The organism is Candidatus Pelagibacter sp. PS_28, assembly GCF_059417885.1.
Genome location: NZ_CM182070.1, coordinates 777,418 through 798,927, shown reverse-complemented (window position 1 = coordinate 798,927; position 21,510 = coordinate 777,418). Strand labels below are relative to the sequence as shown.

Sequence of the window (21,510 nt, the reverse complement as noted above, 5' to 3'; positions counted from 1 at the left end):
TTATAAAGTTTACATGGACGATAAAATAAAAAACACTGAAAATGAAGCTCAAATCATAAGAGAAGAAGACATTTCTCAATATAATGCAAAAGGCATCTATATAAGAGATGATTACTGTGATTGGGGTTCAAGTGGAATGGATGCTTTAGTTGATCAAATCAACGACAGTAATTAATTCGTTCACTTAAATATTTTCACAACATAACAGTAAAGGACTAAATGAGTGCTGAGAACATCTCATACGATTTAAAAAGATTTGCAGGAATTAAAAGAGACTATACCCAAGAAGAGGTTGAGAGATTAAGAGGTTCAATCAAAATTGAATATTCTATGTGTAAACACCAATCCAAAAAATTATGGGATTTGTTAAATTCTGAAAATTATATTAATACATTGGGATCTCTATCGGGAAACCATGCTATTCAACATGCGAAAGCTGGATTAAAAGCAATTTATTTAAGTGGATGGCAAGTAGCAGCTGATGCAAATACAGCTGGTGAAATGTATCCTGATCAATCTTTATATCCATATGATAGTGCACCAAAATTAGTTGAGTCTATGAATAATGCATTAATTAGAGCAGATCAAATTCAGCATATGGAATTACAAGATGGTGAAATGAAATCAAAAGATAGAACAGATTATATGTTGCCGATTATTGCAGATGGTGAGGCAGGTTTTGGTGGTCCATTAAATGTTTTTGAATTAGCAAAAAAATTTATTAAAGCAGGTGCGGCTGGAGTTCACTTTGAAGATCAATTAGCTAGCGAAAAAAAATGTGGCCATATGGGTGGAAAAGTTTTAGTTCCAACTGGCACTATGATTAAAAACTTAAAAGCTGCAAGACTTGCAGCGGATATTGCAGATGTACCCTTAATAATTTTAGCAAGAACAGATGCTAATGCTGCAAAATTAATTACGAATGATTTTGACGAAAATGATAAACCATTTTTAACTGGAGAAAGATCTCCTGAAGGTTTTTATTATGTTAAACACGGAATTGATCAAGCAATCTCTAGAGGTTTAGCATACGCACCTTATTCAGATTTAATCTGGTGTGAAACTGCAACACCAAACTTAGAAGAGGCAAAAAAGTTTGCAGATGCAATTCATAAAAAGTTTCCTGGTAAATTATTAGCTTACAATTGCTCTCCCTCGTTCAATTGGAAAAAGCATTTATCAGATGCTGAGATTGCAACATTTCAGCAAAAAATTAGTGAGATGGGATATAAATTCCAGTTTATAACTCTTGCAGGATTTCATACTCAAAATATTGCAATTTTTGAACTTGCTGAAAGATATAAAACAGAAGGAATGACGGCTTATTCTAAAATCCAAGAGCTTGAATTTGCTAGAGAAAAAGATGGTTACACAAGTGTTAAACACCAACGAGAAGTTGGAACGTCTTATTTTGATGCAGTTTCAAATACCATAAGTAGTGGAAAAAGTTCTACAACTGCTATGGCAGGATCAACAGAATCTGAACAGTTTTAATTAGTCTTTAATAAGCTTTCTAAATATGATTATATATTTGGATGTTTATAAGTAGTTTACTTTTAATTATTCTCTATATTTCTCACAGATACATTGTTGCTTGGATTATCTATTACAATAATACAGATGAACGTTTTGGTAATTCTGTATGGCGTTGGTCATATGACTATCAAGTAATTGGAGAAAGAGATGTTTCAGACCTTGATGATAAGCCATTTGTAAGAAAAAGAAGAGTTAGAAACCGGGCTGTCTCAATAATGTACTGCAATTTCTTTATAGGGTTTTATGCATTCATGTCTTTCCTAAGTAATCTGCTTATCCGGATATTAACTTAATTAACCATTGTAAACTGCGTCAATAAATGCGATTGATAATCATTCGCAATGTTAATAATAAGCATTCTAAACTAATCAAGGGTAAAAAATAAAGGAAAAAATGAAAAAAATTATACTTATTATATTAACCTTGAGTTTTTTTAAAATCATGGCTTTAGCTAGTGAAGTTAATGTTTTTAGCGCAAGACATTATGACTCAGATATTCAGCTTTACAATAAATTTACATCTCAAACTGGGATCAAAGTTAATGTCATATCTGGCAAAGATAAATCTCTTCAAAATAGAATTATAGAAGAGGGAAAAAATTCCAAAGCTGATCTTTATATTACAGCTGATGCTGGGAAGTTAGGACTTTTTGATTTAAAGGGAATGTTTCAAAACTCTATGTCACCAGCAATTAAATCTGCAGTACCGGCAAACTTTAGATCTAAAAATTGGACAGGAATAGCTAAAAGAGCACGAATAATTTATTACTCTCCAGAGAGAGTAAGTGACAATGATCTTAATGGATTGACTTATGAAGGTCTTGCTGATCCTAAGTGGAAAGGTAGAATTGTTATAAGACAATCTAATAATATTTATAATCAATCTCTAGTAGCTTCATTAATAGATAATAATGGAAAAGAGAGCACTACTATTTGGGCAGAAAATTTGGTTAACAATATGGCTAGAGACTCAAAAGGAAATGATAGAGCTCAGATTTTAGCTGTAGCAGCTGGGGAAGCTGATCTTGCTGTTGCAAATACTTATTATTATGCACTAATGCTTTCTGGCAGTAAAGGCGCAGAGCAACAAGAGGCTGCAAAAAAAGTATTACCATTTTTCCCAAATCAGGGTGATAGGGGAACGCATATGAATATTAGTGGGGGTGGAATATTAAAATATGCTCCAAATAAAGATAACGCAATTAAACTGTTAGAGTTTTTATTAACTAAAGATGCTCAGCAACATATTGTTAATAATACGTATGAATATCCAATGATTGAAGGTGTTGAACCTCATGAATTAATTAAACAAATGGGGTTTGATTTTAAACAAGACCTTAAAACTAAAGTAGCTAATTATGGAAAAAATCAAGCTACCGCATTAGAGATAATGCTTAACGCGAAGTGGAAATAAAGAGGTTATAACACAGCGCGCTTTTAATATTAAGTTAATTACCCTGCTTGATGTTATTAGTGCGTTGTTAAAAAATGGGTAATAAGATTAACATTTGGTATTTTAGTTCTTTTGTCATATCCATAATTGTAGCTGTACCCATTATAACTGTATTCAGTAGTTTCTTTGAAACAACTGGAGGCTATGTAACAGTTTTAAAAAATACTTTTCTTTTAGATTATATTTATAATTCATTAATACTTTTGACAGGTGTTTTAACCTTAACTTTTATCATAGGGGTTGGTTGTGCTTATTTAGTTTCATTCTACAAATTTCCTGGTGTTAATTTTTTTAAATGGGCTTTAATTTTATCTTTTGCTGTACCAGCTTATATTTATGCATACTCATTAACCGCTTTTTTTGAAAACTATGGAACAGCTTTTTCAATTTTAAAAAACTTATTGGGTGAGGGAAATTATAATACTCATATCCCTAAGTTTGATGGAATGTTAGGAGCGATAATTTCAATATCATTTTCACTATTTGGTTATGTTTATGTATTAACTAGAGCATCATTTCATTATCAGTCACAAAACTTACTAGAACTTGGAAAAAACCTTGGCTTTTCCAAACAAAAATCATTTTTTAAGATAATCTTACCTTCGGCAAGACCTGCAATAGTTGCTGGCCTTTCTTTAGTTGCAATGGAAACTTTATCAGATTTTGGTTCAGTTTCATTTTTTGGAGTATCAACATTAACAACAGGTATTTATAATGCTTGGATATCTTTTGATGACCTTACTTTAGCAAATAGGTTATCCTCTTACTTATTAATTTTTATACTTGGGTTATTTATCTTAGAAAATTTATCTAGAAAGAAAGCTCAATATCACACATCTTCAAAAGGAGGATTTAAATCAAAATCTGTAATTCAATTATCTGGCTATAAATCAATTTCAGCTTCGTTATTTTGTATAGTTGTATTTTTCTTAAGTTTTTTATTTCCAGTTTTTCAAATGTTATATTGGACAATTATTTTTCCAAAACATTTATTAGATTTAAATTTAATTCAATTATTTTCAAATACGATGTTGTTGGTTTTTTTATCATGTTGTGTGTTAATATTATTGGCTTTTATTTCAAACTATGGAAATAGAGTTTCAAAAAGTAAATTTCTAGAAATGCTAAACACATTTTCTATTTCTGGATACGCTATACCTGGAATTATTTTAGCTGTTGCATTTATAACATTTATTTCATGGCTCGATCTTAATATGATTAATTACCTTGGAACAGAATCTATAAAATCTATTTTTATTGGATCTGTTTTAGGATTGGTTCTAATTTATTTTATAAGATTTTATTCTTTAGCAAATAATGGAATTAAATCTGGATATTTAAAAATTAATTATTCTATAGATGAGAGCGCTTATCTTCTTGGTTATTCTAAATTTAAAACTTTTAAAAATATTCACCTTCCATATTTAAAGAATTCAGTTTTATTAATAGGTATTTTATTAACAATTGAAATAATCAAGGAATTACCGATTACCTTGATTATGAGACCATTTAACTTTGAAACCTTCGCAACAAAAGCATATATTTATGCTTCTCAAGATTTACTTGAAGCTGCAGCAGCGCCATCATTACTGCTTATACTTATTGCAAGTTGCTTTATTTTAATTACATCTAGATATATCCTTAAGGATTAAACTTATGACAAAAAATTTCTTAGAAATAAATAATGTAACATTTGCAGCAAGTGCACAGAGTAAAGTGAATAATGTTTCTCTAACAATTGAAAATCAAGGAGACATTGTTTGTTTGTTAGGACCATCTGGTATCGGCAAAACTACCATACTTAGAACAATTGCAGGTTTAGAAAAAGTACAATCAGGAAAGATTACCTTAAAAAATAAAATTTTGTCATCTGATAATATTCATATTGAACCTGAAAATAGAAATATCTCAATGGGGTTTCAGGATAATTCACTTTTCCCCCATTATACTGTTTTAGAAAATATAAAATTTGGTGCAGATAGGAATAAAAAGAAAAAAAAAGGTTTAAATTTAAATGAAATAAATAAGCTTTTGCACATTGAGCATATTGTTGATAAATACCCACACCAGATAAGTTCTGGAGAAGCTCAAAGAGCTTCATTAGCAAGGTCTTTGCTATCTAATCCTGATTTATTGTTATTAGATGAGCCCCTTTCAAATGTTGATCAGAACTTTAAAGAGGAAATACAGGTTAAATTAAAGCAAATTTTAACAGAACATAAAATTACAACAATTATTGTAACACATGACTCTTATGAGGCTTTTTATCTGGGAACTAAATGTGGAATAATTTTAGATGGACAACTTAAGCAATATGATGACCCATATAATGTTTACCATTTTCCAAACTCAATAGAGGTGGTTAATTTTTTAAATCGAGGGATTTTAATCCCAGCAAAAGTTACAGGTGAAAATAGTTTAGAAAATGATGATCTTGGAACAATAACTGGAGATTTTATTAAACATTATCCAAAAGGATCTGAAGTTCAGCTTTTATTACAGCCTGAGGATCTTGAGCATGATGACAAAAGTAATTTAAAATTAGAAGTTGTGGATAGAAAATTTAGAGGAACAAATTTTATCTATACTCTTAAAACTGCAAGTAATAAATTAATACCTGTTTTTGTTCATTCACATCATATTCATCAGCATGAAGTTGACGAAAAATTTGGTATAAAGAGACCAATTAATATTGATCATATAGTTTGTTTCTAATACAAAATCCTAAATTAAAATGAATAAAAGATTTAAAACATTGTCCAGGGGGATTATTGATGTAAGCCCTTTAATGATACCAGTAGTTCCGTTTGGAATTATATACGGCGTTATTGGAATGGAAGTGGGTTTGAGTGCCTATATGACATTTGGTATGTCTATTATAATTTTTGGTGGAGCTTCTCAAATTGTTTTATTACAATTATTTTCTGGTGGCGCATCACCATTAGTTGCAATCGCATCAGTTACCGCAGTAAACTCTAGACATTTACTATATGGTGCAGTTTTTTCTGAATATCTTTCTCACTTAAAACTGAGATGGAAAATTATATTGTCCTATGTATTAATTGATCAAGCATTTGCTGTTTCAAATATTTATTTTAAAAAAAATAAAGAAAATAATTTTAAACACTACCACTTATTAGGAGCTGGTTTTACCTGTTGGACTATTTGGCAGATATCAACAATTTTAGGTATAGTTCTTGGATCGGTAGTACCTGAAGAGTTAGGTTTAAGTTTTACTATATCTTTAACATTTTTAGCTTTGTTAATTGATGATTTTAGAAAGTATAAAAATATTATTGTAATGTTAGTCTCAGGAATTGTTGCAACTGTTGGGTATAATTCAATACCATTTCAAGCTTACATTATTATAGCAACACTGACAGCTTTATCGGTTGCTACTATAATCACATTAATTGACCAGAAGAAAAAATAATGCATTGGACGACAATTATTTATTGTGGAATTTTGACTTACCTAACAAGATTTTCTATGATTTTTTTCTTAAGGAAAGATATTCTAAACGAAAAGACAAAAAAAGTTTTGTCTTACGTTCCATCAGCCATTTTTCCGGCAATAATATTCCCCCCTATATTTCTTGATGCCACAGGATCTATGGATATTGATAGTAATCCTAAGATACTAGCAGCTATAATTGCGATAATTATTGGATATTTTAGTAGAAGTATTATTGCAACCATTCTTGTTGGACTTGCCTCATATTGGTTCTTGATTTTTGTATATTACCAATAAAAAAGCCTATATTTACTCACAAAATGTTTCCTAAAGTTAAAATTAACAATGAGTTATTGGGCATACTTTATATGCTTTTATGTCAGTTTTCATTTGCAACAAATGATGCTTTTGTAAAAAACATATATGAACATTTCGATGAAATATTTGTTTTAAATCAAATAATTTTTATAAGAGGGATTTTTACACTACTATTTATTGTATTATTTCTTTACATAAAAAAACAATTAAATTTTAAGTTAATTTTTTCTTCAACAGAACTAAAGATAAGAGGGCTTCTTGAATCTTTAGCTGCATTATTTTTTTTTATAGGTATTGCCTTATTACCTTTTGCAAAAGTTTATATTCTATTAAGCATGGCGCCAATTATCTTAACTGCATTTGGTGCAATATTTATGAATGAAAAAGTAAGATGGAGAAGATGGAGTGCTGTAATTTTAGGTTTTATTGGAGTGGTAGTAGTTGTTAATCCAGGGAAATTAGAGTTTGGTTATTATTTTATATTTCCAATCTTAGCAGCAATCATGCTTTCAATTAGAGATATGTACACAAAAAATTTTAAAAAAGATTATCATAGTCTTCAAATTGCATTTATGACGTGTTTTGTTGTGACTATTTTTTTTGGAATATTAAGTATTTACAAATTTTATGATTTTACCTTAAAAGATATTTTTATTTTATTCATTTCAGCTTTTTTTTTAGCAATGGGTTATATTTTTTCAATTGCAACTATCAAGATTGCTCTTGTGTCTGTTACATCAACTTTTAGATATTCAGTGATTTTATGGGGCATTATTTATGGATATTTTTTATTTGATGAAGTTCCTTCGACTAATAGTTATATTGGTGCATTAATTATTATAATTAGTGGTTTAATTATCATATCGAGACAGAAACAAATTGGAGTTATAAAATAAAACAATGAGTTGTTAATTAATCTTGTATCTTATATATTAAGACTATGAAAAAAATATTCATCATAATTTTTACACTGATTTCATTCAACTCATTTGCTGTAGATAAAAGTACTACTTTTAATAATGAAATTTTTGAAAAAGCACAACTTGATGGAAAAATAGTTGTCATAAATTCTTGGAATGAAACATGCACAACCTGTAAGGCTCAAATTAAGATCCTAAATCAAGCCGAAAAAGACTTTGAGGACATCCTCTTTTTAAGCTTCGAGCAAGAAAAGGATAAGACTATTGCAAAACAGCTAGGAATTGACTATTGGACAACAATTGTAATTTACCAAAATAACAAAGAGGTCTATAGAAGCATTGGTCAAATGAATAAAGACAAAATTTATTCTGCTATAAAATCTCTTTAATTTTTAAACAACATCATCATAATAAAGTTAAAAACATTCGTATTTTAAAGATTTTATTATCTTGTATATTACAGTTTTAGTAGTAGATAATCAGAAATTATACCCATTTAATAACGCTTATTTACACACTCTATAAAAATGAAAAAAAAGAAAATTGTTAAAGATAGCTACATTGTAATAACAAAAAAAAGAATACTTAGAGACACAATAGAAACAGAAAAAAAATATACTACTAATTTTAAAGACATTAGAAATTACTTTAAGATTTTTAATAAATCTTTATTTAATAATAAACTCAATCCTTTTAATGATGTAATGATTAAAAGAATAGTAAGAGGATCAGGGCAATGTGTTGAATATATCTCTTATAGAAAAGGTACAAATAAATTTGTACTTGAGATGATGCCTAAGTATAAAAATAAAATGGAGTTTTTAAATACTTTATCTCATGAAATGATTCATTTGTGGCAACAAACGATTAAAAAAGATACGGGAAATCATAATAAATTATTTTTTAGTTTTAAAAATAAATTTAAAAGATTAAATTTAAAGTTAAGTTATTAAATTCTAATTTTATAAATCTAAACCTTCTTTTTTCCAATTCTTAAGACCACCAATTAAGTGAAAACAATTGGTAAATTGATAGGATTTTGATAATTGAACTGCTAGAGTTGATCTATGGCCATGTGCGCAGTAAAATAAAATTCTTTTATCTTTTAAAGTATTTTTGTTTTGTTGTAGATACTCGTTAATTTCTGGAAAACGAACCACTGTACTATTTTTAATCATACCATCTTTATCTATTTCATTTTGCTCTCTAAGATCGATCAAAATTGACTGAGCATCATTTTTAATTTTATTAAATTTTTCTGGTTCGACTCCATTATTTACTTTTTGTCTATTAAAATCTATTCCTAATTGTAAGTTACTAGGAACTGCAACATCCATCATGCTTGGATTGGGTAAATTTAAATTATTCATAATTTCAATATATTGATCTACAGAACTTACTTGAAGTCTTGGGTTGAATTTTTTTTCTTCTATTATGGTACTGACCATCTCTCCTTTATAATCATGAGCAGGGTAAACTAATGTTTCATCAGGTAGCTTTAAAAGTTTGTTAAAAATGGAATTATACGAATCTCTTGCATTTCCATTTTGAAAATCTGTTCTACCAGTTCCTCTAATTAACAATGCATCTCCAGTGAAAACCCTATCATTCATAAAGAAGCTAAAACTTTCTATGGTGTGACCTGGAGTATAAATTGCCTGTAATTCCAAGCCATCAATTTTAATTGTTTCTTCATCGGCAACTTGCATTGCAACTACATCAGCAGGGGTTTTGTCACCCATTACAGTAACACAATTTGTTTTATCTCTAAGTTCGGCAATACCTGAGATATGGTCAGCATGGATATGGGTATCAATAACTTTTACTAACTTTAAATCTAGTTCTTTAAGAAGCTTAATATATTGTTCAACATTTTCTAACACTGGATCAATGATTAAGGCCTCTCTTCCTTTTGCAGAAGCTATTAGGTATGTAAATGTACTTGAGACTTTATCAAAGAGTTGTCGAAATAACATTGATTTAGAATACCATTTTATCAGAGGTAGTTGTATTTATTTAGTAGTACTAAATCTTAGATAAATTCTGTCCAAGTAATAAAATAAAGATAGTGCTCTTAGCACCATAAACAAACATAAAGATATCCAGATACCAGTATTGCCCATTAATTTTGTTAAATATAAAGACAATAATAGATAAGAAAATACAGAAAAAATCATAGCATTTCTAAGTTCTTTTGTTTGTGATGCACCAATAAATATTCCATCAAATTGATAGCAAAATGATGAAATTAAAGGCATTAGTATTAGCCATACTGCATAAGAAGAACTTAGATTTCTAATAGTTTCAATATCAGACATTAGTATAATGACGTGCTTGTTAATAAAAAAATAAATTATTGAAATAATTAATCCAGTAAGAGTGCTTAAAATAAAAGAGTTTTTAACAATTTTTTTAAATAAGTTTATATCTTTTTTACCCAAGGAATAACCAACCATACCTTCAGTTGAAAATGCGTAAGCATCAAGAATGAAAGCAGATAAAAAGACCAAGTTAATAAGAATAGCATTTGCTGCAATGTAGTCTTCACCAATTTGACTGCCAAGGTAAGTAAACCAAAAAAATGAAAAGGTTAATAATATAGTTCTAACAAATATATTTAGATTAATATTAAAAATGTTTTTAAGTTTATTTAGATCTATTAATTCATTAATATTGATATTGATTTTAGACATTTTATTTAGATACCAAAATGTATAAATTAAAAAAGTTGCAGCTATCAAAAGTGCAGAGACTAAGGTCCCATAAGCAACCCCTTTAATATTCAAATCAAATTTTGAAACTAAAATAATACTTAAAATAATATTTAGAATTGAAAAAAGACCAACCGCTAAACTTGAAATTTTAGTCTTCTGTAATCCGACAAATAAACCAGTTATAATATAAAGGGTTAGTTCACCAGGTGCTGAATAAATTCTTATTTGAAAGTAATCCTGATAAAATTGCCTAGTAGTATCTGATAAATTAAAAATACCCACACTTAGATTAAATATATAACTTTGTAATAAAATTAAGATCAATGAAATTAGTAAAACAAAGAATAAATTTCGAATAACAATATTAAATACTTCTGTATAATCTCCTTTACCATACGCTTGTGAAACCAGACCCACAGTTCCCATCCTTAAAAACCCAAAGCTCCAAAAAATCATAGAAAATAAATTAGCAGCAACAGAAGTTGCTGATAAGTATGACAAGTTACCAAGATTACCCATTAAACCAGTATCAATAATACCAACTAATGGAATAGCCAAATTTGCAAAGAAAATTGGAATAGATAATTTTAAAATGTATTTAATGGAGGGGTTTTGCATTTAAGCAATAAATTTCAGTATAGATTTTGCAGGATTTGTTTTTTTAATCCAATCTTGAGGAATACCTTTTAAACCTTTATAGGCTGCAAAATAAGCACCGACAAAATTAGCACGTGAACAATTGCATCCACCAGCTTTAATTGTTTTAATAACTGCAGTTTTAAAACTTTTAGAGGTTATGATTGCATGTATTCCTCCATTAAAAGTACCTGGATAACTACAAGCTTTACCAAATTTCTTTACAACGAAATTATGGGGTTTTGACTTTACCTTTTTAACTTTTTTGATGTTTTCAATGACATTTTTAAAGTATTTATTTTTTATATTTTTTCTTAAAAAGCTATTAACTGGATCCTTGTCCCCCTTATCAGCTAAATCAATAATCTTAAGTTTTGCCAAAGCAAATTGTTCGCTAATTTTACCATTAGCAACCGTTCTTATAATTTGTTTTGTTTTTTGCTCTGAATTACTTGAAAAATAAAAGGGTAGACTTGCACAATACCCATCAGACTCGTTAACTTTAGTCCCACCTGTAATAGTTTTTTTTAATTTAATATTTTTGATAGTTTCTAAAATATTTTGATGGATCCATGGACCTTTCATGGCTGTTTTCCATTTAATTTTTTTGTATTTTTTTCTTAAAGATAAATTTTTCCAATATCTTGACCCTGGTCCAAAATTTTTGACAATATTCTTTTTAAAAAGTTTAATAACCTCTTTATGATTAGTGGTCTTAATTAATGTTTTAAACATTACTTGACCTACATCATTGTAACCAGAAACTTCTCCTGTTTTTATAGAATAGAATGGAGATCTATTTTGTTTAAAGAATGCAATATTCTTTTTTCCTTTAATATATGATTTTAGTTTTTTTTCATCATAGACCCAATGCAAAGGTCGGGCTGCTGCATCTGCAACAGTTGCGCCAAGAAATATATGTAACTTTTTAAACATGAGTTACTAATACTTTATTTAAATATAAGTTAAAATGTTTTAAATTAGGTAATGTTAAGTATAAAAAATTGGGATAACAAAACTTGGATTTCATCAGCTAAATATATCCAATCATTCAATAATTTTTTATTAAAACAAAAAAAACTAACTAAACACTCAAAAATTCTAGATATTGGTTGTGGCCGAGGTAAGATAATGGGCTCGTTATCCTCTAAACTCAAATTAATTAATAAGCCTGTTGGACTTGATATTGAAAATCACAAAGATTTTGACAAAAGAATCATTTTTAAAAAAACAAATGCAATCAAATATCTTAAGAATAATAAAAAAAAATTTGATTTAATACTGATCAAGCAAACTATTCATTTATTTAATTTAAAAGATATTAAGAAGATTTTAGCCCACTCATATTCTAGTTTGAACATTGGAGGAATTATTTTAATCTTAACCTTAGATACAAAAGATAATGAAATACCTACATTTTTTCTAATGAAACAAAAACTTACTCAATCATTTAAAAGAGACAATCTTATTTGGAAAAAACTACTTCAACTTAATATTAAAAAAACTATCATCAAATTTAATTTTAAAGTTAATATCAAAAAAAATATTTACTTAAAGATGATAAGACAACGTTATATATCAACTTTATTAAAGCTTAGTTCACTTCAAATTTTAAATGGCATTAATGAAATTAACCTAAAATATAAAAAAAATATTTTATTCAACGATAAACTTAAATGTATAATATTTTCAAAAGTATAAAGTATTTCTCGATATTTTTATTAATCTTACCAATTAAAGTATTTAGTTTTGAAAATGAGAAAATTAACTTTGGAAAATTTTCACTAAATAAATATGAAGTAACAATTATGGAGTTTAATAATTATACAATTAAAAACCAAGTCATTACAGAAGCTGAAAAAAATGGTGGTGGGTACGAATGGGGTACTGGTTGGGTAAAACGTGATAATTGGAATTTTAAAACACCCTATGGAAAAAAACCTGATAGTGAATTAGAGCCTGCTGTTCATTTAAGTAGATTTGAAGTTGAAAATTATTGTAAATTTATGAATGGCCGATTACCTACATTTGAGGAGTGGTCTTATGCTGCTTACACTCAAATATTTAATTCTGATAAATTTATTAAAGATAAAACTTATAGATACCCTAGTGGAGATATAGCTAAAGAAATGAACTCCCAAGGTTTATTAAATTATGACAAGCATGTAGATGTCACAATATTGCCAGAAGGCGTAAATGGATTAGTCGCTATGGGTGGTAATGTTTGGGAGTGGGTGGAAGATCAAGAAAAAAATAATTCTTTAACAGCGGGGGCCTCCTGGTGGTATGGAGGTTCAAAGACCAGTATTAATGGAGCTCAATATAAACCCTCGAACTTTTATGCAATCTATGTTGGTTTTAGATGTGCATTTGATAATTAAAAATTATAAAATTCTCTTTAAAATATTCTCTTTTAATAAAAATTTATGAAACAGTACCGCTAGAATATGAAGACTTATTAAACCAATTAGAATGTAGTTTGCTAATATGTGAATTGAATAAAACTGTTCTGAGAGCTCAAAATTATAAGTTAGATTAACTTTTTTGAAAAAAATAACTAAGCTTTCACCATTAAATAATTTCTTAAAAATACCCGATATAGTTATTGTTAATAAAGCTAAATATAAAAAAAAGTGGTTTAACTTTGCTAGAAGTTTTTGACCAGGAAAAGCATTGTCATTGAAATTTGGTGTAGGAGATAATAGTTTAAAAGTCAGCCTTATTAGAGTTGTATAAAATAGGATTAATCCAAATAATATATGATAATTTTCTATATCAACCCTAGTTTGATCAAAGTCTAAATCTACCAAGTAAAAGCCTAGTGGTATTTGAATTAGTAATCCTGCGGCAGTTAGCCAATGGATTAATTTGGCAAGTAATCCATATTTTGATATGTTATTAAATATAGACATGTTTAAATTAAACATATTATGACATTAATTAAAAATACTTTATTTTTTATCTTTATATTATTTTATACTTTCAGTGCTTTTTCTGAGCAAACAGCAGAAGAGATTATTAAAGAAAGACAATCTATTTTTAGTAAAAATTACAAAACGGCAAAAAGAATTAATAGTCTTGCATCTAATGGAAGTTTAGATGAAGCAAAAATATTAATGATTGAAATGAGTGATAATTATAAAAGATTATTAGATCTCTTCTCTGAAAATTCAAAAACTGGATTTGAAACAGAAGCACTACCTTCTATTTGGGAAAATAAAGATGAATTTAATTTATTAATGACAAAAGCTTCAAGTAATATGATTGAGTTAACATCTGCTATTGATGAAACAGAAGATATGAAGGCAACTCTTGGAAAATATATGTGGAGTAGTTGTAAATCTTGTCACTCGAAATTTAGAGCTGAGCACTAAATAAAATTTAAATAGTAAATCCATTTCTTGAATGATATCTTTTATTAATCATGGATAAAATTCAGTCTCATGCAAAATTAGCCATTATAGGTGGTGGTATAATGGGTGTTAGTCTCTTATATCATTTAACTAATGAAGGTTGGACAGACATTGTTTTAATTGAGAAGAGTGAACTTACGTCGGGATCAACTTGGCATGCAGCTGGGCAATGTCCTCATATGTTAAGCAGTTTAAGCCTTGCAAAAATTCATTTACATTCAACAAACTTATATAAATCTTTAGAAAAAGAAACTGGTCAAGCTACAGGTTTTCATGAAACGGGCAGTTTAAGGCTTGCTTATAAGAAAGAAGACCTTGAATGGTTCCATCACACTAAAGGTATATTAGACGTAGTAGGCTCTCCTTGTGAAATTATTACTACAAATGAAATTAAAAAATATCATCCATTTATTAAATTAGATGGAATCGTTGGTGCATTTTACACACCAGAAGATGGATATACAGACCCCACAAGCACAACTAACGCAATGGCAAAAGGTGCAAGAGATGCTGGTGCTAAAATTTATCGTAACAATAGAGTAACAAACATTAAACAATTACCATCAAAGGAATGGAAGTTAATTACTGAAAAAGGTGAAATTACTTGTGAGCACGTTGTAAATGCTGCGGGAAGTTTTTGTCCTGAAGTAGGTGAAATGGCTGGACTAAAAAACATTCCAAGTATTAATATGGTTCACCAATATTTAGTAACTGAGTCTCATCAAGCAATTGAAAAATTAGAAAAAGAACTCCCTGTTGTAAGAGATCCAGATTCCTCATCTTATTTAAGACAAGAAGGAAAAGGATTATTAATTGGTCCTTACGAACAAGATGTAGAAGCTTGGGCTTTAGATGGAATGGATTGGAAATTTGATATGGAGTTACTTGAGCCTGATCTAGATAGAATTGAAAAGCATCTCGAAAAGGGGATGGATAGAATTCCTGAATTTAAAGATGTGGGTATCAAAAAAATAATTTGTGGACCGATCACACACACACCAGATGACAATTTTTTAGCAGGACCTGCGCCGGGTCTTAAAAATTTTTGGATGTTTTGTGCAGCTAGTATTGGAATAGCTCATGGTGGAGGAGCTGGAAAATATATGGCACAACAAATTGTTCATGGAGACTCTGAAATTAATATGCTTGAATTTGAACCTCGTAGATACATGAGTTGGGTTAATAAAAATTATTCAATTGAGAAATCAAAAGAGCAATACAGAAGAATGTATGTAACACCTATGCCTCACGAGACAGTTGCAGCTGGAAGACCAATGAAAACATCAGGTATTTATAAAAAATTAAAAGATCAAGGAGCCGAATATTACGATTTATATGGCTGGGAAAAACCTGCTTGGTTTAATAAAGAAAATATAACAGAAGAGTTAAGCTATAGTAGAAACAACATACATTCTATAATTCAAAAAGAATGTGAGCATGTTTCAGAACATGTTGGAATTATAGATTTAAGCACTTTTTCTAAATATGAAATAACAGGGGAGGATAGCTCCACTTTTCTAGATAGACTTTGCTCAAATATTATTCCAAAAAAAAATGGCAGTATAGCCTTAACACATATAAATAATAAAATTGGTAGAATTCAAAGTGAGCTAACTATCACTAAAGTAAAAGAAAATCATTACTATGGCTTATCTGCAGCATTATCTGAAATAAGAGATTTAGATTGGTTTAATCAAAATAAATTAAAAAATGAAAAAGTTGATATTAAAAATATTACCAATGAATATGGTGTTCTTGGATTAATTGGTCCAAAATCAAGAGAAGTACTAGCAAAAACCACAAAGGAAAGTATTGAAAATGAAAATTTCCCTTGGTTAAAAGCAAAAGAAATTGAAATTAATAATATAAAAGTTTTAGCTTTAAGAGTGAATTACATGGGAGAATTAGGTTGGGAACTTCACGTTTCAATGAATAAATTAGAAAAACTTTATGATTTATTAATGGACGCAGGTCAAAATTTAAAAATAATAAATTTTGGATCTCATGCTATGAATTCAATGAGAATGGAAAAAGGATATCGTGGTTGGGGAACTGAATTAACTCCTGAAATTAGTATAGTTGAAGCAGGTTTAGATCGGTTTTTTAACTTAGATAAAAAAAGTGAATTTATTGGATCAAAAGCAATTGATAAAAAATTAAAAGAAGGAATTAAAATAAAACTAGTTTATTTAGAGGTAGAGGCAAATACAGCAGATGTTTTGGGTAATGAGCCAGTGTACCATAACAATGAAAGAGTTGGCTTAACTACTTCTGGTGCTTATGGATTTAGGGTAAACAAAAGTTTAGCCTTTGCATATGTGAATTCTAATTTAGTAAAAGTTGGAACTGAATTTCTAATAGATATTCAGGGACAAAAAATAAAATCAAAAATTATTGAAGAGCCAGCATTCGATCCTAAAAATTTAAGATTGAAAAGTTAAGATTTAGTTAGTTTATCGGTAAGTTTTCTCGAGATTGGTGAAAAAAAATTTCCAGCTAAGAAAGCAAGTGGAAAAGCAAATAGCCAAGCAGTACCCCAACGATGAAGAAAATCTCCTTCAAGACCAGTGTTAACAATAGTGATTACACAAGACATAAATACTGACATTCCCAAACTAATAAAAAATACAAAAATAATTGAATAATATTTTTTTGAAATCATTAATGCTTGTCTATATTATTTGATGAATTATACAATTAAGCTTATTAAGTAAAAATTTATAAAATGCTATCTGATAAAATTAAAGAGTATCTAAATGAGTATATTAGTCAGGAAGTTTACGTTCAAGTAGCAGTTGCTAAGGGGAAGAATAAAATTTCAACCAATGCTGCAATCAACAAATACTTTGAAAGTAATCACTTTCAAGGTTTAGCTGAAGGCAAACCTTACAATACCTTTTTAGATGATCTTAAGGATAAGTGTTTAGGAAAATTAGTTAACTCTCCAATGAAAGATAGTAAAACGAACGATGAGATTATTATTGAACTCCAGAATAAACTTAATACTTTAGATATTGGTGAATTAAATGATACCTACTGGGAAGTTGAAACTGGTGAATATTTAAGAGGAGCAGATATTAAAGAAATCGAACTTGAGAGAGATACTTTAATTAAATTTTTAATTTCAAAAGATGAAGCACATGAAACAGTAAGTACTCTTTGCAAAAATTATGAAAAATTGTGTAAGGAAAAGTACCCTGAAGCACCATTACCTTTAGAAATATTAGATACTAAACAATAAGTTTCTCTTTAATATTCTAAATTATAGTCTATAAAAATTGTTAGGGGTGTCGTAACTGACTGAGAATAAACCCTAATAACCTGTCCGGTAATTCAGAAAGGGAGAACAATGGATAAAACATACTTTATAAATCAAGGTACATCATTAACACTCGTCATAACTATAAGCTTAATCTTTACAATAGTTGGATTAATTTACTCTAAAAAATATCAAGGGATTAACAATTATCTAACAGCGAATAGAAACATTGGTTTCTTTTCACTAACAACAAGCCTAATTGCATCAGCGCTTGGGGCTTGGATTTTATTTGGTCCAGCATCTGCTGCCACATGGGGTGGAATAGGCGCTGTGATTGGTTATGCATTAGGAACAGCATTTCCAATGATTTTTTTAATTTCACTTGGAAAAAAAATAAGAACTGACTTTCCAAAAGGTTCAACGTTAATTGAATTTTTAAGAAAAAGATTTGGAAAGAGTTTATTTAAACTTATTTTGCTTATGACAGTATTTTATATGTTCGTCTTTTTATGTGCTGAAGTTACTGCAGTTGCAATATTGATAAATTATATTTCAGGAACTGAACTTTGGGTCACCTCTTTAATTATTCTGATCGCAACGCTTGCTTACACTTTATACGGTGGATTGAGAGCTTCAATTTTTACAGATAATATTCAAATGATAGTAATTGTAGCTTTATTATTAATTTCAGTATTTTATCTAACATCATTTACAGGGGATCAGTTTTCTTTCTCATTTATTAAAGAAAAAAGTCCTCACTTATTAAGTGCGAGTTATATTCCAAACTATACTGCAGGATTAACGTTCTTTATCGCGGTTGCTGCAACCAATCTTTTTCATCAAGGAAATTGGCAAAGAGTTTATGCAGCAAAAAATAACGAAGTTTTAAAGAAAAGTTTGATTGTTGCATTTATTGTAATTATTCCAATTGTTTTTTTTATGGGCTTTAGTGGTTTAGTTGCAGTATCAGCTAATCCAAAAGTTATTCCTGACCTTGGTTTCTTTTCTTTATTATTAAGTGAACAGACAGAATTTTTATCATTAATAATTGTGATACTTGGTTTATCATTGACAATTAGTACTGTTGATACATTGGTCAATGCAATATCAAGCTTAATAGTGGTTGATGGTAAAGCAACTTTTAATTTAAATAAAAAAACTAATTATTTAACTCTTTCAAAATATTTTATAGTAGTGCTTTCAATTATAGCTTTTGCAATCGCTTCAAAAGGATTTAGTGTTTTATACTTATTTTTGCTTGCCGATTTATTTTGTTGTGCGTTTGTACTTACTGTTTTTTATAGTTTCTATAATAAGAAGTTGAATGAAAAAACAGCATACATCTCAATTATTATTGGATTAATTGGAGGGTTTCTTTTATTCCCAGCTCCTGATTTTTCAAAGAGCTTGTTAGTTGGTATAATTTTACCAGCAGATACTTTTCCAACTTTTGTCTCTCAATCATTATTGTTTTTATCTTTTATTATTGCAACTTTTTTGCCCGTAATATTTTGGAAAATAAAAGGATCTAAAAAATAGATCTAATAATTTGTAAAAGGTGTATAAGTAACTATATACACCTTAACAAATGTCAGAGATTCAAATATCCATTAACAACTTATCCAAAGTTTACGATAATGGCTTTAAAGCTCTTAATAATGTTAGCCTTAAAGTAAAACAAGGTGAAATTCTTGCAATGCTTGGACCAAATGGTGCAGGCAAAACTAGTTTAATTAGTATTATTTGTGGAATTGTTAAACCTTCTTCAGGAACTGTCACAATTGATAACTTTGATATTATAAAAGATTATAGAGAGACAAGATCAAGAATAGGGCTTGTTCCTCAAGAATTAAATTTAGAATCTTTTGAAACTGTTTTTGATACCGTATCTTATTCAAGAGGACTGTATGGAAAAGCACCTAAACCAGAACACATTGAAAAAATTTTAAAAGATTTAAGTTTGTGGGATAAAAAAAATCAAAGATTAAGACAATTATCAGGTGGAATGAAAAGAAGAGTTTTAATTGCAAAAGCTTTATCTCATGAACCTAAAATATTATTCCTTGATGAACCAACAGCCGGAGTTGATGTTGAACTTAGAAGAGATATGTGGATGGTTGTTGATGACCTTAGAAAACAAGGGGTCACAATTATTTTAACCACTCATTACATTGAGGAAGCTGAGGCTATAGCGGACCGTGTAGCTGTAATTAATCAAGGTGAAATTATTGTAGTTGAGGATAAAAAAGAATTAATTAAGAAAATGGGACACAAAAAACTAACCATTGAATTACAGAAAAAAATTACAGAAATTCCAGAGGATTTATCTAAGTATAATCTTGAAATAGGTGAAGAGCAGATGTCATTAATTTATACTTATAATGTTCAGGCTGAAAAAACGGGTATTACTGATTTATTACAAGATATAAAAGATACTGGCTTAAAATTAAAAGATTTAAAAACAGAACAAAGTACATTAGAGAAAATATTTGTTGATTTAGTAAAGGAGAATAATGAAATTTAACTATTACGGCTTTAAAGCTATTTATGCTCATGAGATGAATAGATTTATAAGAACTATAGGTCAATCTCTTCTATCCCCCGTAATATCTACATCTTTATACTTTGTAGTATTTGGATCAGTTATCGGAAATTATATTCAAAAAATTGATGGGGTTAGTTATGGTTCATATATCGTACCAGGTTTATTAATGTTAACACTCCTTACTCAATCAATAAGTAACACTTCGTTTGGAATTTTTTTTCCAAAATTTAATGGAACTATTAATGAAATTTTAGCAGCACCCATTTCAACACTTGAAACCGTTCTAGCTTTTGTAGGGGCAGGAGCCACTAAAACTTTAGTTGTTGGTGCTGTAATTTATGCAACCGCCTCGTTTTTTGCTGATGTGAGTGTTATGCATCCAATGTTAATGATATTTTTATTAGTGTTAGTTTCTTTTACTTTTGCTTTATTTGGATTTTTAATTGGAGTGGTTAGTAAAAACTTTGAGCAGATGTCAATTATTCCATCATTAGTCATTACTCCAATGGTATTTTTAGGAGGCAGTTTATACTCTCTTGATATGCTGCCACCATTTTGGCAAACAATTTCATATTTTAATCCAGTAGTTTATCTAATAGATGGCTTAAGATTTTCTTTCTACGGCGTCTCTGATTTTGATATTTGGATTAGTATTAGTTCGATGGTTTTCTTTTTAATGGTTTGTATTACCCTTGTGACTATCCTGCTTAAAAAAGGCTACAATATTAAAAGTTAACTCACTTTCATTTTAAGATTAATAATTACTAAAGTTTTATAATTTTTTGATTTAATTTCATGATATGAAATTCTAAACGAAGCTTAGGAAATTTTTTATTTAATAGTTGTTTTAGTTTTTGATAAGAAGTTTTGTGAATTTCATTCTCATCTAAATCTTTTTTACCTTCGGCAATTTTAATCGCCCCACAGTCTTCATGGTTTATAACAATGAGTTTACTTATTTTATGAAGTTCAATTGAAGCTGATAAATTATCAATAAATGTTTGATGCCATTTTTTAAATTTATTATGAGTAACCCCGATAGCTCCACCTGCAATAGTAAATGAGCTATACTTTCCAGTTAAGTTCTTTTTTTTAGTAAATTTATAGACTAGGGATTGGAACCTTGGATCCATACAAGAAAGAACCATTGCTTTAAATTTTTTTTGCATAAAAATTAATTAATAAAATTTAAATACAAAATTTTTTTTTTATTTGTCATTAATTTGTTTATTTTTTAAATGAATTGACTATTGAGAACAGCCTT

At 28.8% G+C, this 21,510-nt stretch carries 24 protein-coding genes; 18 read left to right on the top strand and 6 right to left on the bottom strand.

Annotated elements, in window-relative coordinates; translation table 11 throughout:
• Nucleotides 1-13: 13 nt before the first annotated feature.
• The 10 genes from AC5SMR_RS04365 (at nt 14) to AC5SMR_RS04320 (ending at nt 8,632) form a co-directional block, all read left to right on the top strand.
• A complete protein-coding gene (locus AC5SMR_RS04365) occupies nt 14-175 on the top strand; it encodes a hypothetical protein (protein WP_494576289.1) in 162 nt (53 codons plus the stop codon).
• A gap of 44 nt (nt 176-219) precedes the next feature.
• Nucleotides 220-1,494 carry an isocitrate lyase gene (aceA, locus tag AC5SMR_RS04360; RefSeq protein WP_494576287.1) on the top strand — a complete coding sequence of 425 codons (1,275 nt, stop codon included), beginning with the start codon at nt 220-222 and terminating at the stop codon, nt 1,492-1,494.
• 435 nt (nt 1,495-1,929) lie between these two features.
• A complete protein-coding gene (locus tag AC5SMR_RS04355) occupies nt 1,930-2,949 on the top strand; it encodes an extracellular solute-binding protein (RefSeq protein WP_494576285.1) in 1,020 nt (339 codons plus the stop codon).
• A gap of 74 nt (nt 2,950-3,023) precedes the next feature.
• Nucleotides 3,024-4,640, top strand: coding sequence for an ABC transporter permease (locus AC5SMR_RS04350; RefSeq protein WP_494576283.1), 1,617 nt, complete (start codon nt 3,024-3,026; stop codon nt 4,638-4,640).
• 4 nt (nt 4,641-4,644) lie between these two features.
• A complete protein-coding gene (locus AC5SMR_RS04345) occupies nt 4,645-5,703 on the top strand; it encodes an ABC transporter ATP-binding protein (protein WP_494576281.1) in 1,059 nt (352 codons plus the stop codon).
• Nucleotides 5,704-5,722: 19 nt separating this feature from the next.
• The gene (locus tag AC5SMR_RS04340; protein ID WP_494576279.1) at nt 5,723-6,421 is read left to right on the top strand and encodes an AzlC family ABC transporter permease; all 699 of its coding nucleotides are present in this window, start codon (nt 5,723-5,725) and stop codon (nt 6,419-6,421) included.
• Nucleotides 6,421-6,738, top strand: a complete 318-nt coding sequence (locus AC5SMR_RS04335) for an AzlD domain-containing protein (RefSeq protein ID WP_494576277.1) — start codon at nt 6,421-6,423, stop codon at nt 6,736-6,738. Before AC5SMR_RS04340 ends, AC5SMR_RS04335 begins: the two co-directional genes overlap by 1 nt.
• Nucleotides 6,708-7,655, top strand: a complete 948-nt coding sequence (locus AC5SMR_RS04330) for a DMT family transporter (protein WP_494576275.1) — start codon at nt 6,708-6,710, stop codon at nt 7,653-7,655. The genes AC5SMR_RS04335 and AC5SMR_RS04330 overlap by 31 nt, the downstream gene beginning before the upstream one ends.
• A gap of 44 nt (nt 7,656-7,699) precedes the next feature.
• Complete coding sequence (locus AC5SMR_RS04325) at nt 7,700-8,068, top strand: TlpA family protein disulfide reductase (RefSeq protein ID WP_271615669.1); 369 nt, start codon at nt 7,700-7,702, stop codon at nt 8,066-8,068.
• 138 nt (nt 8,069-8,206) lie between these two features.
• Nucleotides 8,207-8,632 carry a SprT-like domain-containing protein gene (locus tag AC5SMR_RS04320; RefSeq protein WP_494576273.1) on the top strand — a complete coding sequence of 142 codons (426 nt, stop codon included), beginning with the start codon at nt 8,207-8,209 and terminating at the stop codon, nt 8,630-8,632.
• 9 nt (nt 8,633-8,641) lie between these two features.
• On the opposite strand, the gene AC5SMR_RS04315 is transcribed toward AC5SMR_RS04320, so the two are convergent.
• The 3 genes from AC5SMR_RS04315 to AC5SMR_RS04305 are packed head-to-tail and all read right to left on the bottom strand — an operon-like array spanning nt 8,642 to nt 11,965.
• Nucleotides 8,642-9,655 carry an MBL fold metallo-hydrolase gene (locus tag AC5SMR_RS04315; protein WP_494576271.1) on the bottom strand — a complete coding sequence of 338 codons (1,014 nt, stop codon included), beginning with the start codon at nt 9,653-9,655 and terminating at the stop codon, nt 8,642-8,644.
• A gap of 36 nt (nt 9,656-9,691) precedes the next feature.
• The gene (locus AC5SMR_RS04310; protein WP_494576269.1) at nt 9,692-11,011 is read right to left on the bottom strand and encodes an MATE family efflux transporter; all 1,320 of its coding nucleotides are present in this window, start codon (nt 11,009-11,011) and stop codon (nt 9,692-9,694) included.
• Nucleotides 11,012-11,965 (bottom strand): ADP-ribosylglycohydrolase family protein, encoded by a 954-nt coding sequence (locus AC5SMR_RS04305; protein WP_494576267.1) that lies wholly within the window; start codon nt 11,963-11,965, stop codon nt 11,012-11,014.
• 51 nt (nt 11,966-12,016) lie between these two features.
• Here AC5SMR_RS04305 and AC5SMR_RS04300 point away from each other — a divergent pair, with 51 nt between their 5' ends.
• Both AC5SMR_RS04300 and AC5SMR_RS04295 read left to right on the top strand, forming a co-directional pair.
• On the top strand, nt 12,017-12,730 hold the full coding sequence (locus AC5SMR_RS04300) for a methyltransferase domain-containing protein (protein WP_494576265.1): 714 nt from the start codon (nt 12,017-12,019) through the stop codon (nt 12,728-12,730).
• The gene (locus tag AC5SMR_RS04295; RefSeq protein ID WP_494576263.1) at nt 12,706-13,410 is read left to right on the top strand and encodes a formylglycine-generating enzyme family protein; all 705 of its coding nucleotides are present in this window, start codon (nt 12,706-12,708) and stop codon (nt 13,408-13,410) included. The genes AC5SMR_RS04300 and AC5SMR_RS04295 overlap by 25 nt, the downstream gene beginning before the upstream one ends.
• Before the next feature lie 3 nt (nt 13,411-13,413).
• On the opposite strand, the gene AC5SMR_RS04290 is transcribed toward AC5SMR_RS04295, so the two are convergent.
• Entirely contained in the window at nt 13,414-13,956 is a 543-nt protein-coding gene (locus tag AC5SMR_RS04290; RefSeq protein WP_494576261.1) for a cytochrome b, read from the bottom strand.
• Nucleotides 13,957-13,959: 3 nt separating this feature from the next.
• Between AC5SMR_RS04290 and AC5SMR_RS04285 the strand changes: the two genes are divergently transcribed.
• Both AC5SMR_RS04285 and AC5SMR_RS04280 read left to right on the top strand, forming a co-directional pair.
• Nucleotides 13,960-14,403, top strand: a complete 444-nt coding sequence (locus tag AC5SMR_RS04285) for a c-type cytochrome (RefSeq protein ID WP_494576259.1) — start codon at nt 13,960-13,962, stop codon at nt 14,401-14,403.
• A 50-nt stretch (nt 14,404-14,453) separates the two neighbouring features.
• Nucleotides 14,454-16,883, top strand: a complete 2,430-nt coding sequence (locus AC5SMR_RS04280) for an FAD-dependent oxidoreductase (protein WP_494576257.1) — start codon at nt 14,454-14,456, stop codon at nt 16,881-16,883.
• Here AC5SMR_RS04280 and AC5SMR_RS04275 read toward each other — a convergent pair.
• On the bottom strand, nt 16,880-17,104 hold the full coding sequence (locus AC5SMR_RS04275; RefSeq protein WP_271499606.1) for a DUF2798 domain-containing protein: 225 nt from the start codon (nt 17,102-17,104) through the stop codon (nt 16,880-16,882). The genes AC5SMR_RS04280 and AC5SMR_RS04275 overlap by 4 nt on opposite strands.
• Before the next feature lie 63 nt (nt 17,105-17,167).
• Here AC5SMR_RS04275 and AC5SMR_RS04270 point away from each other — a divergent pair, with 63 nt between their 5' ends.
• From AC5SMR_RS04270 to AC5SMR_RS04255, 4 genes are all read left to right on the top strand, one after another.
• Nucleotides 17,168-17,683, top strand: coding sequence for a hypothetical protein (locus tag AC5SMR_RS04270; protein ID WP_494576255.1), 516 nt, complete (start codon nt 17,168-17,170; stop codon nt 17,681-17,683).
• Nucleotides 17,684-17,791: 108 nt separating this feature from the next.
• Entirely contained in the window at nt 17,792-19,240 is a 1,449-nt protein-coding gene (locus AC5SMR_RS04265; RefSeq protein WP_271499598.1) for a sodium:solute symporter family transporter, read from the top strand.
• 49 nt (nt 19,241-19,289) lie between these two features.
• Complete coding sequence (locus AC5SMR_RS04260; RefSeq protein ID WP_494576253.1) at nt 19,290-20,225, top strand: ABC transporter ATP-binding protein; 936 nt, start codon at nt 19,290-19,292, stop codon at nt 20,223-20,225.
• Nucleotides 20,215-20,982, top strand: coding sequence for an ABC transporter permease (locus AC5SMR_RS04255; RefSeq protein WP_494576251.1), 768 nt, complete (start codon nt 20,215-20,217; stop codon nt 20,980-20,982). The genes AC5SMR_RS04260 and AC5SMR_RS04255 overlap by 11 nt, the downstream gene beginning before the upstream one ends.
• A 28-nt stretch (nt 20,983-21,010) precedes the next feature.
• Here AC5SMR_RS04255 and AC5SMR_RS04250 read toward each other — a convergent pair whose 3' ends face one another.
• Entirely contained in the window at nt 21,011-21,415 is a 405-nt protein-coding gene (locus AC5SMR_RS04250; RefSeq protein WP_494576249.1) for a carbonic anhydrase, read from the bottom strand.
• Nucleotides 21,416-21,510: the final 95 nt, after the last annotated feature.